We start from the raw sequence: 12770 nt of genomic DNA, 5'->3' as shown, positions 1-12770 counted from the left end.
AATATATTTTGTATCGGCTGGAGCGTGAATTGTTATCAGAAGCTTCAGGCGAAATCGGCAGGAACCTGGAAAGTCATGTCCTCGCCAGAATAGGGATGTTTAAAGCTCAGGGATTGCGCGTGCAGCAACAGGCGGTCGCTGGCGGCCAGCGCTTCCGGAGACGCATAGAAACGGTCGCCGAGAATGGGATGGCCAAGGGACAGCATATGCACGCGCAGTTGGTGCGAGCGGCCAGTAACCGGGTAGAGCTCCACCAGGGTGGCGTTATCTTCCCGCGATAACACGCGATAACCGGTCACCGCCGGTTTGCCGTGCTCGAAACAGACTTTCTGTTTAGGACGGTTGGGCCAGTCGCAGATCAGCGGCAGATCCACTTCGCCCTGGTCTTCCTTGATCACGCCCCAGACTTTGGCGATATAGGTTTTGCGCACTTCGCGTTCCATGAACTGCCGTTTCAGCTCTTTTTCCGCATTGCGCCTCAGGGCCAGCACCAGCACGCCGGAGGTCGCCAGATCCAGTCGATGCACCACATGAGATAAGGGATATTTCTCTTTTACCCGGCTCCAGACGCTGTCATACAAATGCGCGCCGCGCCCGGGAGTGGTAAGAATGCCGCTGGGTTTGTTGACGACAATAATGTCCTTGTCTTCATACAGCGTCTCCAACCAGGGCTCGGTTGGGGGAGAATAAACGAAATCGTCTTGCATAGGCGGAACGGCTGGCCAAGTGGAATAATAAGCTCCCAGGGACGGGATTTCGGCAGTTATAAGGCGGTTCGCAGGATAAATCAATCAAGTATTGTTATCGCCGAGCCGGCGGCCATACACTATCCGGCGCTGGTTAATGACGTTCAGCCTGTAAAGCAAACAAGAGATCCAATAAAAATAAAACTGGGACGGGAACCGTTGCGGGAGGATAGAGCATGGAGCGTAGTTATCTGACGACCTTATGTTTGTTGATTTTCCACCAGATTGACGCCGCTTACTGGAAGGAGTGGGAGATGTTTCAACTTCCGGGAGGCGTACAGGGATATCTGATTTTCAACATGTTGGCGTTACCCATCCTGCTATACGGATACCGACAGGTGTTGCTGAAAAAACGCAACGCGCCTCTTTTTTCTTATGCCTGCGCGGGCCTCGGCATGCTCACGTTCCTGATTCACGCCGGCTTTTTTCTTGCCGGATACGCGCAGTTCAAGCTGCCGCTGTCCATCGCGTTGATTATCGGCTGTCTGGTCAGCGGCCTTTGGCAGTTTTTCCAGACCCGGTTATTCGAAAGGCATCAGCGCTGACTTTCTGGCTCAGCTTATGTCTAGATTTGAAAAGCCACGTCCCGAATAAGGAACCTCTGAAAAACTACCTGCGGCCGCCATTGCAGCGTCAAAAGTCGGCTCAAAATGCTCATTTATTCACGATAAACTGCGCTTTTTCGCCGACTTTTTCCTTGCACTGACGGCCTCGCCAACGTTTTTCAGAGACTCCCTAAGTCTTGAAGAAACTGAGCTTGTCATCCAGCGAGTCCGCCATATTGACCAACGACTCGCTGGTGGCGGCGGTTTTGTCCGCCATGGAGGCGTTGCGATGGGTGATATCCTTTAGCTGTTCCAGCTGGGTGAACACGTCGCGAATCCGGGTGGTTTGCACTGCATTGGATTGCGATACGCTGGAAATTCTGCCGCTGACTTCTTCGATGCCTGCGGCGATGGTTTTCAACTGCTCCGCCATTTGAGAAACCTGATCGGAGCCATTGCCCACGCCAGTCACCGCCAGTTCAATCAGGTTTTTGATGTCTTTGGCGGCGTCCGCGGAACGCTGCGCCAGGGCGCGCACCTCCGCCGCCACCACTGAGAATCCTCGACCTTGCTCACCCGCCCGGGCCGCTTCGACGGATGCATTCAGCGCCAGCAGATTGGTCTGGAAGGCGATGTCGTTGATAACCCGGATAATGTTGTTGATCTTCTCGCTGGATGACTTGATGGAAGACATCGCCTCCAGCGTGGTGGCGGATACACTAAGGCCGAGCTGCGCCTCTTTGGCGGCGGTTTCGGAGACATTGCGCGTGGCGTTGGCCAGTTCAGAGGTGTTGTCCAGTTCCTCACGCAGCTCTCCAATCAGACGCGTTGCGCTTTCAATCGCAGAGGCCTGCTCCTCGGTGCGGCGGGATAAATCTCTGGAAGCGCTGGAGACCTCGCCGGTGCTGGCGGTGAGGTTTTTACTGTCGGAGCGGCATTGAATGGCGATCTCATGCAGTGACTTGATGGTCCGGCGCAGGTGTTCCTGTAATTCGCCGAACTGCCCGGGTTGCTTGTCCCGGGTCTTCAGGTCCAACTGACCCTGGCTCAGACGGCGGAAACTTTCTTCCAGCCTGGCGAAGCTGGAGGCCAGCGTCTCCAGTGTGTCATTGATCGCTATCTTCAGGTGATTGAGGTCACCGGGGAAGGATTCTTCAATACGGTCGTCGAAAGCCCCTTCGCGCATCGCCTGAAGTCGTTCCTGTACGAGGCGAATCGTGTGCTGGAACTGCTCCACGGCTTTATTGACCAGCGTGAGGGTGCGCGCAAATTCGCCTTGGGTGCGATGGTCCTCTTCAAGTGTGGTCAGGCGACCTGCGGCCATGGCCTCCATGACGGAGTTGATGCGGCCCATGGAACGCCCGGTGACGGCGATGGAGTGATTGATGTGCTCGCGCAACTGTTGCATATCGCCTTTGTATTCGGAAATGATGGGAGAATTGAAGTCGCCGTCGCCGAGTTTCTTCACCGAATCCCCCGCCTCTCCGATGAATTTTTGCCAGCGATCGAACAAGTGGTTGGTGGCGTTGGCCACTCTGCCCAGTTCGTCTTCTCGCACGCTCTCGATACGACGGGACAGATCGCCGTTCTCTTTTACGTCCAGCAGCACTTTTTCAATCTGGGACAGGGGCAGGCTAATGCTGCGTATGATCACCAGGGAGCAGGCGATGACCAAAGCGATGATCGCCAGCGCGATGATCAGGCCCGCAATCAGGCTGCTTTGAAACTCCGCTTTGATATCGTTCACATAGGCGCCGGTCCCCAATACCCACTGCCAGGGAGCGAATCCCTTCACAAAGGAGAATTTTTCCACGGGTTTGTCGAAACCGGGTTTGGGCCAGAAATAGTCAACCACACCTTCTCCGTCCGCTTTCACTTTCTCCGCAAACGCCACGAACAGGGCTTTGCCGTTGGGATCTTTGATTCCCGTGGCGTCTTTGCCGTTCAGTTCAGGTTTGATGGGGTGCATCACCACATGGGGGTGGTAGTCATTCACCCAGAAGTAGTTGCCATTGTCGTAGCGCAGTTTGGAGATGTCTTCCAGAGCTCGGGACTTCGCTTCGGTTTCTGTGAGTACGCCATTTTGGAAAGACTGGTAGTGGCTCTCAATGATGGAATACCCGCTTTCCACCAGATGGCGGAGTTCTTTTTTACGGGCTTCTTCCAGCGTTTTGTAGTGAGTGTAAAGCGCCAGAATCAACAGGATGAGCGTGCCTGCAATGGCGACTGCAATAAGAGCGTACATCTTTTGGCGCACGGAGATCGTATTCAGCATTAGAGCGACCTTCTCGGGTTCCTTGAGTGTGTTTAAAAGTCTAGGTCAACCCGGACGCAATTCAATTGGACGCTGCGGTTGCAAGCGGGTAATGGCGAGCTGTTCTATGACTCGGAAGTCGCCTGCAATGGCAGGATTAAGGGTGTTTGTAATCCTTTTGTCATAATCCGTTTGTATGTTGATATAGGCTTGCTTGTACTATTATTTCTTTCCAACACGCCGCGATTTTGAAGGTTCATGTGACAGATGAAACTTCAGTAAAGCGGTCTTATCTTGTGATTGCTCATAGGGTCGTTGTTTTGCCTGGTCGTCAATTTTCCATACTTTTCATCAGTAGACTGAACACCTTTGTGTTAATGGTGGTGTTGCTGGCGATGGCTGGCGTGCTGGCTTTCAGCATGTATCGGCTGTCTTTGCCTGAGCAACTGAATCTGGCCTACCAGGATACCCGCGCCACGGTAAACGAAACCCTGGCGGGACAACTCAACGGTTATCTCTCCACGGGGGAGGCGACGCTGCTGACCGCTATGGAAGGCACGGTCCGCGAGCTAAATGAGGTAAAGCTGGCGCAGTTCCCTCCGGATATCCAGACGGCGATTGCGGCGCCGCTGCAGACGTTGTCCGAATTCATGCGCACGGATCTGCGAGCCTCGGGCAAGCTTTCCGGCAATACCCAGCAATTACTGCAACAGAATGAGCGGGAGATTTCCGATCAACTGTCACTGCTGTCCGGATACGCCCGAAAGGGCATGGAAGAGAAGCCGGAGGCGGCGGGGGAATACTTCGTCAAGATCGCCGCCGCCTATGAAAGCCTGTTGGGGCTGAGCGAAAAGCGCGAAAACTACTTCAGAACTTCTGACGCCAGTCTGTATGAGACGGTCACCAACAGCCATCGCCAACTGGTGGATAACATCGCTGCGCTCGCGGGACTGGAGCCCCTTGGCGTGATGAGTGAGAAGGAAGCAGACGACTTTCTCAGTATGCTGACGGGCGAGAGCGGGTCGGATGCTGAGCAATACGATCTGGTGGAGGACTATCGCAGTGAGCTGCAAAGTTTGTCCGGACGCTATCTGCGAGAGTTGGATAACACCCGTCAGATCATTGAGAACATCCATAACTCGCATGTGCGGGCGGAACAGCTGCTGACCGCGCTAACCTCGGCGATCAGCGACGTTCGCGCGGTTATCGACGCTCAGCGCGAACGCATTGTGCAGTCGGTGTATTGGGCCCTGGGCGTTTCTGTAGCGACAGTAATGATTCTCGCATTAGTGTTTGCATTCATTCAGGCGCGCATCGCCCGGCGCATCCAAGCGATTACACCTTCTCTCAGGGCGCTGGCGAATGGGGACTTCACGGATAAACAGCGGATATCTTCCAGAGTGAAGGAAATTGATAGTCTGGGCCGCTCCAGCAGCGAGTTGCGCGATTATCTGTCGCAACTGGCCCGGACCATTACGGATCAAGCCAGCAGTGTGGTGGCGGTCAGCGCACAGATGAAGGCGCTGTCCAGCGCGTTGACGGATAAAATCGATGCGCAGAATGACCTGGCGGCCATGTGCGCCACGGAGGTCAACGAAATGAGCGCCTCCATTCGCGATGTTGCGCAGACCACTCAGGACGCTTCTGATTCCGCCTCCCGCGCGACGGAGACGGTGAAAGCCGGGCAGCAAGCCATGGCGGCGGCGATCCAGGGAATGAATGATCTGCAGGACAGCATCGGTCATAGCAATGCCGTTATCGCACAGCTTCAGAAGGACAGTCAGGATATTGAGAAAGTGTTGGCGGTCATTCAGGGCGTCGCCGAGCAGACGAATCTCTTGGCGTTGAATGCGGCGATTGAGGCCGCCCGCGCAGGCGAAATGGGGCGGGGGTTCGCTGTCGTCGCGGATGAAGTGCGCCAACTGGCCCAGCGTACTTCCAGTTCCACCGACGAAATTCGCAGCATCATCGAGAAAGTGATGCGCGGCGCCAATGCGACGGTAGAACTCATTACCCGGCAAGACGCCATCTCTCGCGCTGCGGCGGAGAAAAATCAATTATCCGACCGACAGTTACGCGAGGGCGAGATCGCCGTCGCCACAATTTATCAAATGAGCACCGTTATCGCCTCCGCCACTGAACAACAATCCACAGTGACGGACAGCGTCAACCAGCACATCCAGAAAATCTCCGGCCTCAGCGATGAAAGCCGCCGCGCCGCCGAAGAAGGCGAACGCTGCAGCGAACAACTGGTCGCCATCAGCGGGCAATTGCAGCAACTGGTGGATAAGTTGAGCTTGTAGCGGGTATATTGCCCGCTCTGTTGTCACAGGTTCTGAACACAAGCCTCGTGGCGGCGTCATAAGCACTCAACTATACGCGACAGGCAATGAATCAAGACGAAATCCGCCAGCTGATTATTCAATCCGCCGACGCCAGAGGCTACACCAATCGCCTATTAATAAAAGAACTGCGGTCGCAGCTGACGCCATGCGATCCTTCCGAGTTATTTAATGGTTTGTACAGCCTGTTTCTATCCGACGACAGCAATTACAAAAATCGGCAAGAACTGGCTGGCAGGCTGCTGTATAAGCTATACCCCCGGTTGCACTTAGATCTGCGACGGGTGATAAAAGACTGCTTGGCGACCTACTACATCTGTGTGCAAGAGCTGCCGCTATACCTAGTCTTGCTCTGCGGCATAGAACGCGTTGTGATGGTCGTGAATGAACTGGCTGCGACGGAACTGACAGAAAGAGAAAGAATCAGCCTGGATGTTTTCAAATTTTGGCTGGGCATGGAGGACTGATCACTCCGATACGCCCGAACCCGCGTTGTCCGTCTTATAGGATTTATGTCGCGGTAACCACAGTGATATCACCGCAGTCGTCGCGATAAATCCAGCGGAGGTCCACAGGCAGGCGGCCAGTCCGGCGGTTTGGAACAGCCAGCCTGACAGGAGGGTTCCACATAGGCGTCCCAGGGCGTTGGCCATGTAGTAGAAACCGACATCGAGGGAGACGCCGTCTTCTTTGGCGTAGCTGACGATCAGATAGCTGTGCAGCGAGGAGTTGACGGCGAAGACGGCGCCGAACGCCAGCAGACCAGCGACGATGGTTGGACCGGGTGGAAACTGCAAGTACAGACCGGCGGCGATAACCGCAGGCGTCGCCGCCAACGCAGCGGCCCAGACGGTTGCGTTGACGCCGTCAGGCGTTGCGCCTGCGGTCAGCCTGGGGGCGATGGACTGTATGACGCCGTAACCGATAATCCAGGCGGCGAGAAAACCGCCCACTCCCCAGAAATCCCATCCCAGTTGCTCGCTGAGAAAGACGGGCAGGGCGACCACAAACCACACATCTCGGGAGGCAAACAGAAACAAGCGCGCTGCGGACAGAATATTGACCGCTCGGCTTTGCGAAAAAATATCCTTGAACTTGGGTTTGTTCTTCGCTTTGCCCATGTCCTGCTTCAGCCAATACAGACTGGCGATCCAGATCACCATGATCGCTATCGCCATGCCCGCCACGGACCCACGAAATCCGGCCAGCGCCAGCAGGGCGCCGCCAAGAAAAAATCCGACGCCTTTCAACGCATTTTTGGAGCCAGTCAGCAGCGCCACCCACTTGTAGAGTTTGCCTTGGGCGTTGGCGGGAACCAGCAGCTTGATCGCGCTTTTTGCGCTCATCTTATTGAGGTCTTTGGCGACGCCGGACAGAGCCTGGGCGCTCATTACCCAGGGAATGCTTAACCAGGAAGACGGAACCGTCAGCATGGCCAGGGCGATGACCTGTAACGCCAACCCTAGATTCATGGTGCGGTTAAGGCCGATGCGGGCGCCGAGCCAACCGCCGAACAGGTTGGTGACGACGCCGAAAAACTCATAAAAGAGAAACAGCAGCGCGATGTCCAGAGGCGCATAACCGAGCTGGTGAAAATGCAGCACCACCAGCATCCGCAGCGCGCCGTCGGTCAGAGTGAACGCCCAGTAATTGCCGGTGATCAATAAATATTGACGCACCTGCGGCGACAGGCTGGCGATGACGGACATAACGACTTCCGCTCCCAATGTCCCGCTATGCGGCGCCGACCATGCGCGCCAGCTCTACCGTGCGGTTGGCGTAAGCCCATTCATTGTCATACCACGCATAGACTTTCACTTGCGTCTCGTTCACCACCATGGTGGATAAGGCGTCGATGATGCTGGAGCGAGGGTCGGTGCGGTAATCAATGGACACCAGCGGGCGCTCCTCATAACCGAGGATGCCTTTCAGTTCGCTCTCCGCCGCCTTTTTAAACAGCGCATTCACTTCTTCCACTGTGGTGGGCTTTTCTACTTCGAATACGCAGTCAGTGATTGATGCATTGGCCAGCGGGACGCGAATGGCGTGTCCATTGAGGCGACCCGACAGCTCGGGAAAAATTTCCGTGATGGCGGTGGCGGAGCCGGTGGTGGTTGGAATCAGGCTCATGCCGCAAGCCCGGGCGCGTCGCAGGTCCTTGTGAGCGGCGTCGAGAATAGTCTGCGTATTGGTGATGTCGTGAATGGTGGTGATGGAGCCATGGCGTAAATGCAGGTTTTCATGAATGACTTTCACCACGGGGGCCAGGCAATTGGTGGTGCAGGATGCGGCGGTGACGATGCGATGCGCTTGCGGAATGAAACAGTGATCATTGACGCCCATCACCACATTCAAGACGCCTTCTTCTTTTACCGGCGCAGTAACCACGACGCGTTTGACGCCCTGAGCAAAGTAGGCCTGCAGTAACTCTTTCTTGCGCATCTTGCCGGAGGCTTCGATCACAACGTCGCACTCGGACCAGTCTGCGCCGGGAATGGCTTTTTCCGCACTGAGAGCAATGTGCTTGCCGTTGATGTCGATACCGTCATTGCTCGCTACGGCTTCGTGCGCCCAGCGGCCGTGGACGGAATCAAAATTCAGCAGGTGGGCGTGGGTCGCCGCATTGCCGGCGGGGTTATTGATCCTTACAAACTCCACCTCGGGCCAATCCCAGGCGGCCCGAAGCGCCAGACGACCAATACGGCCAAAGCCGTTGATGCCGATTTTTATTGTCATAACCAACTCCTGTTTGTGTTGTTTATCCAGCGGTATGGCGATGTCTGCAGACTTTAGCAGCAGGAACGGGCGCTGTCGGGTTTTATCGTACTGGCGCAGCAGCTTTTTTGCGCTGATGTAGCCACCGCTTCCTGCTTGGCGGCGCTTGCGTCGCCATAGGTGGGAATGTCTTCCAGACTATGAAAAGCTTCCCAGGCGACGCCGTCTGGGTCGATGGTCCAGTGTTTGTTGGAGCGGGCGTAGCAACAAGCGGCGCCTTCTTCCTCCGTCATGGGGCGATCTGCGTCTTCCATTAACTGTCGCACCTGATCAAGCTCAGCTTCGCTCTCCACCTGGATGCCCAAGTGGTCTAACCCCTGTTTGGCGGAACGATTGGATATGGCGAAGTTGACCCGGGGATCATCCAGTTTCCATTTTGCGTAGTCGTCTTTAAGGATAGTGGGTTCAGCCGCGAACAGGCGCGAATAAAAGCGGACGCTGGCTTGCAGGTCTTCGACGCTCAGGTGTACATGCAGTCGTTTCATGTCGCTCTCCTTATGTATGTAAAATCATATATAGAAAAACATATGCTTGTCTGAATAGTAACGGGCGTTAGTCGCAGCAGGCGGAACTGACGCCGGGCCTTGCGCACATGTCAGCGAGTCTGCGCCTGACCTCCTGCATAAACGCCTCATTACCTGAAGCGGTATGTTCCAGGGTGGCTTTTATCCAGTAGGGCAGGGTTGGATTCAGTCGATAGTAGACCCACTGCCCGCGCTTGCTGTCCAGCAGCAGGCCGGACTTGCGGAGTTGCGCCAGATGACGAGAGATCTTCGGTTGAATTTCCTGTAAGGCGTGAGTCAACTCACACACGCATAACTCGCCTTCGCTTTGTATCAGCAGCATCAGGCGCAAGCGGGTTTCATCCGCCAGACACTTAAAGAATGAGACGGGAGACATGACAATTTCCTGTTTCGTATATGCGGAATATCATATATATGAAATTTCATATGTGTCAACGCCAATGAGCTGGAAAGATAAACACGGAAAGTCGCAAAACGTGAGGTATGTGAGAAGAGGAGAAGAGGAGAAGAGGAGAAGAGAGTAAGCAAAGGGAGATGAAAAGTAGAATGAGATGGAAAATAAAAAGAGATAGAAAGGTGAAAAGGTAAAAAGAAAGGGCGCTGCTTGCGAGCGCCCGGAGGTAAGTTCAGCCTCTACTGCGCCGTCGCCAGCTTCGGCTTGATCAAACTGTTGGTCAGCGCCGTGCCAGCGAACACCACAAGGCAGCCGCTCAGCATATAAATAGTGACTGGCTCGTCGAGAATGACATAACCCCAAAACATCGCGAACACCGGAATCAAATAGGTCACGGTAACCGTTTTGGTAGGACCGATACGCGAGAGCAGGCCATAGAAAATAATGTACGCCAGAGCCGTGGAGAAGACCCCCATAACGATCACTGAAGTCCAGGCGGCCGTGGAAATATCCCCTTGCGGCATATAACTCCAGGTGAACGGCGCCAGCGCCAGGGCGGCGGCGATCTGGCTGGCGGCGGCCAACACCATGGGCTGCACGCCGGTCATGAAACGCTTGGTGTAATTGGCGGAAAAGCCGTAACTGAGCGTGGCGGCCAAAGCGGCCATAATCGCCAGGGTTGGTCCGCTCAGTGAGAACTCGCCTTTACTGACGATCAGAATGGATACCCCAAGAAAGCCGATTAACAACCCGACTGTTTGCCAGCGGTTAAGCCAGTCCCCCAGCCAGAGCGCGGCGATAATGGCGCTCCATAAAGGCACGGCGGCGTTCAGAATGGAGGTGAAACCGGCGCTCACGTGCAGCGTGGCGAATCCCAACAGGACGAAGGGCAGGGCGGAATTGCTCACTCCCAGAAAGATATAGTGAGGCACATGGGCCCAGCGCACTTGATGTCGATATTTGATCAGCATAATGGGCGCCAGGCAGAACGCGGCGATGGTTATGCGCAACTGCACCATCGCTACCGGACCGAATTCCGGCGCTGCGATACGCATGAACAGGAAGGAGGCGCCCCATAATCCTGCGAGGGCGAGCAGGTTGATCAAGTCTTTCTTTTCCATAGTCGACGCTCATACTGATACGGCTAAAGATGACAACATGCCTTCTTTTGCAAGCCAATGATATAGGTGGAAATATCCGGTTTTTGAGAGGGCTCAGAGCGGTGCTTTTTCCAGCTCTAAAAGCGCCTGTTTTCTATTCAATCCACCGGCGTAACCGGTCAATGAACCATTGCCGCCGATGACGCGGTGACAGGGGATAATGACGGAGAGAGGGTTGCGTCCCACCGCCGCGCCGACCGCTCGCGTGGCGCGGGGGCGACCCAGAAAGTTGGCGATCTGCTGGTAGGTGGAAAGTCGCCCGGACTCAATATCCGACAAGGCGCGCCATACCTCCTGCTGAAACGCAGTGCCTTTAGGCGCCAGCGGGAGATCGAAACGCTGTAACTGGCCGGCGAAGTAGAGCTCAAGTTGGCGCGCCGCTTCCTGCAGAACGATGCAATCGGGATGATGGCGCCACGCTGGCGTCAGCTCCGGGTAATATTTCTGGCCATCGAAATAGCAGCCGGTAAGCTCGCCATTCTGAGCGGCCAGACGGACGCGCCCCAAAGGCGAGTCGATATCGATATAGTCAATCATGGGGGGTCTCCAAACTTCTCCATAAATGCATGACGGCGTAACCTCGCCATGGCCGCCAATCCTCCGCCGTCAGCGCAGCCAGTTTAGCGTCCACGCCGCCCAGGGCTTTACGTACGCCCACATCGGAGGCCGGAAAGCCATCGGGCCAGGACATGGCGCGCAAAGCGATATACTGGGCTGTCCAGTCGCCAATGCCTGGAATGGCGTGCAGCCGTTGTATTTCCTGCTCCACATTAGTGGCTGGAGTCAGGGTCAATTCCCCTCGCAACATCGCCGCGGCGATCTCCTGAATGGCGCGAACCCGCGTTCTGATCACGCCAAGAGAGGCCAGCTCCTCAATGGGCAGGTCGACCAGCGTCGCTGCACTGGGGAAGGCGCGGTGAATTTCCGGGAATGGGGTTTCAATAGGCTCGCCAAATTTGTCCACCAGCCTGGCCAGTAATGTACGCGCCGCCGCGACGGTAATTTGCTGTCCGAGAATGGCGCGTACGGCGATTTCAAATCCGTCCATGCCGCCGGGAATGCGTAGCCCAGGTTCGTTTTGCGCTAAGGTCCCCAGCACTTTATTGATCTCCTGCGGGACGCAGGAAACATCGAAAAAGGCGCGCAGACGGTTGATGAGATAGCCAATGTGGCGGCTGAGCGTACTGTCCAGACGAATGCGAATACGGGCGGCGTCTGCTTCATGGCTGGCTTCAAACCAGCCCACGGCGGAGTCCTCTCCCGCCTCGACTCGGACAATCCTGCGATAACGTCCGTCGACGACCGCGTCTACGCCGGCGATGGTTCTGGCGCTGAGAAAGCTGAGCAGAGCGTCCCAGGCGTACGGCGGACGGTAGGGCATCTCAAAGCTGATCATCTCGCTCTGTGTTGGCGCTGAACGACGCCGCACTTTGGATGGGATCAAACCATAGTGCTTTTGAAACAGGTCATTAAAGCGGCGGGTGCTGTTGAACCCAGCCGCCAACGCCACATCCGTCATGGACAGGTCGCTCTCTGTCAGGAGCTGTTTGGCCAGCAACAGGCGATGTGTTTGGGAATACTGAATGGGCGATACGCCGAACTCGCTCTGAAACAGATCGCGCAGATAGCGGTCGCTGACGCCAATCCGCGCAGCCAGTTGCGCCAGTGAACGTCCACGCAGAAATCCTTGCTCAATCAGGTTGGAGGCGGCGCGGGCGAGCTGCCGCTTACTATCCACCGCCGCGAGCCCGGGAGCGAGTTCCGGCCGGCACTTCAAGCAGGGTCGGAAGCCGCCGTTCTCCGCTGCTGCGGCGCTTCGGAAAAACAGTGTATTTTCTTTCTTCGGCTTGCGGACGGCGCAGACAGGTCGGCAGTATACGCCGGTGCTGGTGACGCCGACGAAAAAGCAGCCGTCAAAGCGGTGATCTCTGCTGATCAGAGCGTTGTAACAGGTGTCGTGGTCGAGGTTGGCGTTTGTCTTCATAGAGGCTATGCTAATCCTCAACACGAAGCCTGTCTCGCCATTTTCG

12 protein-coding genes are annotated in these 12770 nt (G+C 55.8%); 3 read left to right on the top strand and 9 right to left on the bottom strand.

The window, feature by feature from the left end; translation table 11 throughout:
• Positions 1 to 44: 44 nt before the first annotated feature.
• Complete coding sequence (rluA, locus tag ONV78_RS07540) at positions 45 to 707, bottom strand: bifunctional tRNA pseudouridine(32) synthase/23S rRNA pseudouridine(746) synthase RluA (RefSeq protein WP_216737125.1); 663 nt, start codon at positions 705 to 707, stop codon at positions 45 to 47.
• Between the two features lie 215 nt (positions 708 to 922).
• Between rluA and ONV78_RS07535 the strand changes: the two genes are divergently transcribed.
• A complete protein-coding gene (locus ONV78_RS07535) occupies positions 923 to 1291 on the top strand; it encodes a DUF6713 family protein (RefSeq protein WP_279502299.1) in 369 nt (122 codons plus the stop codon).
• A 190-nt stretch (positions 1292 to 1481) separates the two neighbouring features.
• Here the strand turns inward: ONV78_RS07535 and ONV78_RS07530 are convergent, their stop codons facing one another.
• Positions 1482 to 3566, bottom strand: a complete 2085-nt coding sequence (locus ONV78_RS07530) for a cache domain-containing protein (RefSeq protein ID WP_279502297.1) — start codon at positions 3564 to 3566, stop codon at positions 1482 to 1484.
• Positions 3567 to 3865: 299 nt separating this feature from the next.
• Between ONV78_RS07530 and ONV78_RS07525 the strand changes: the two genes are divergently transcribed.
• Both ONV78_RS07525 and ONV78_RS07520 read left to right on the top strand, forming a co-directional pair.
• Positions 3866 to 5848, top strand: coding sequence for a methyl-accepting chemotaxis protein (locus ONV78_RS07525; protein WP_279502295.1), 1983 nt, complete (start codon positions 3866 to 3868; stop codon positions 5846 to 5848).
• Positions 5849 to 5934: 86 nt separating this feature from the next.
• Positions 5935 to 6354, top strand: a complete 420-nt coding sequence (locus ONV78_RS07520) for a hypothetical protein (RefSeq protein ID WP_279502293.1) — start codon at positions 5935 to 5937, stop codon at positions 6352 to 6354.
• Here the strand turns inward: ONV78_RS07520 and arsJ are convergent, their stop codons facing one another.
• The 7 genes from arsJ to ONV78_RS07485 all read right to left on the bottom strand — a co-directional run bounded on the left by arsJ (position 6355) and on the right by ONV78_RS07485 (position 12724).
• Positions 6355 to 7596 carry an organoarsenical effux MFS transporter ArsJ gene (gene arsJ, locus ONV78_RS07515; protein ID WP_279502291.1) on the bottom strand — a complete coding sequence of 414 codons (1242 nt, stop codon included), beginning with the start codon at positions 7594 to 7596 and terminating at the stop codon, positions 6355 to 6357.
• A gap of 25 nt (positions 7597 to 7621) precedes the next feature.
• Positions 7622 to 8623 (bottom strand): ArsJ-associated glyceraldehyde-3-phosphate dehydrogenase, encoded by a 1002-nt coding sequence (locus tag ONV78_RS07510; protein WP_279502290.1) that lies wholly within the window; start codon positions 8621 to 8623, stop codon positions 7622 to 7624.
• A 53-nt stretch (positions 8624 to 8676) separates the two neighbouring features.
• Positions 8677 to 9147, bottom strand: a complete 471-nt coding sequence (locus tag ONV78_RS07505; protein ID WP_279502288.1) for an ArsI/CadI family heavy metal resistance metalloenzyme — start codon at positions 9145 to 9147, stop codon at positions 8677 to 8679.
• Positions 9148 to 9214: 67 nt separating this feature from the next.
• Positions 9215 to 9562, bottom strand: coding sequence for a metalloregulator ArsR/SmtB family transcription factor (locus ONV78_RS07500; RefSeq protein ID WP_279502286.1), 348 nt, complete (start codon positions 9560 to 9562; stop codon positions 9215 to 9217).
• Between the two features lie 257 nt (positions 9563 to 9819).
• The gene (locus tag ONV78_RS07495; protein WP_279502284.1) at positions 9820 to 10701 is read right to left on the bottom strand and encodes a DMT family transporter; all 882 of its coding nucleotides are present in this window, start codon (positions 10699 to 10701) and stop codon (positions 9820 to 9822) included.
• A gap of 93 nt (positions 10702 to 10794) precedes the next feature.
• Complete coding sequence (locus ONV78_RS07490) at positions 10795 to 11277, bottom strand: methylated-DNA--[protein]-cysteine S-methyltransferase (RefSeq protein WP_279502281.1); 483 nt, start codon at positions 11275 to 11277, stop codon at positions 10795 to 10797.
• The gene (locus ONV78_RS07485) at positions 11270 to 12724 is read right to left on the bottom strand and encodes a DNA-3-methyladenine glycosylase 2 family protein (protein ID WP_279502279.1); all 1455 of its coding nucleotides are present in this window, start codon (positions 12722 to 12724) and stop codon (positions 11270 to 11272) included. The genes ONV78_RS07490 and ONV78_RS07485 overlap by 8 nt, the downstream gene beginning before the upstream one ends.
• Positions 12725 to 12770 lie beyond the last annotated feature (46 nt).

It is taken from the genome of Hahella sp. CR1, assembly GCF_029813005.1.
Lineage (GTDB): Bacteria > Pseudomonadota > Gammaproteobacteria > Pseudomonadales > Oleiphilaceae > Hahella.
This window is presented reverse-complemented; position numbering and strand designations above follow the sequence as displayed.

Excerpts from the sequence above, each read along its gene's own strand:
- ONV78_RS07535 (WP_279502299.1), top strand. The coding sequence starts at position 923 with ATGGAGCGTAGTTATCTGACGACCTTATGTTTGTTGATTTTCCACCAG.
- ONV78_RS07495 (WP_279502284.1), bottom strand. The coding sequence starts at position 10,701 with ATGGAAAAGAAAGACTTGATCAACCTGCTCGCCCTCGCAGGATTATGG.
- ONV78_RS07485 (WP_279502279.1), bottom strand. The coding sequence starts at position 12,724 with ATGAAGACAAACGCCAACCTCGACCACGACACCTGTTACAACGCTCTG.
- ONV78_RS07510 (WP_279502290.1), bottom strand. The coding sequence starts at position 8,623 with ATGACAATAAAAATCGGCATCAACGGCTTTGGCCGTATTGGTCGTCTG.
- ONV78_RS07490 (WP_279502281.1), bottom strand. The coding sequence starts at position 11,277 with ATGATTGACTATATCGATATCGACTCGCCTTTGGGGCGCGTCCGTCTG.
- ONV78_RS07520 (WP_279502293.1), top strand. The coding sequence starts at position 5,935 with ATGAATCAAGACGAAATCCGCCAGCTGATTATTCAATCCGCCGACGCC.
- ONV78_RS07530 (WP_279502297.1), bottom strand. The coding sequence starts at position 3,566 with ATGCTGAATACGATCTCCGTGCGCCAAAAGATGTACGCTCTTATTGCA.
- ONV78_RS07500 (WP_279502286.1), bottom strand. The coding sequence starts at position 9,562 with ATGTCTCCCGTCTCATTCTTTAAGTGTCTGGCGGATGAAACCCGCTTG.
- ONV78_RS07505 (WP_279502288.1), bottom strand. The coding sequence starts at position 9,147 with ATGAAACGACTGCATGTACACCTGAGCGTCGAAGACCTGCAAGCCAGC.
- arsJ (WP_279502291.1), bottom strand. The coding sequence starts at position 7,596 with ATGTCCGTCATCGCCAGCCTGTCGCCGCAGGTGCGTCAATATTTATTG.
- rluA (WP_216737125.1), bottom strand. The coding sequence starts at position 707 with ATGCAAGACGATTTCGTTTATTCTCCCCCAACCGAGCCCTGGTTGGAG.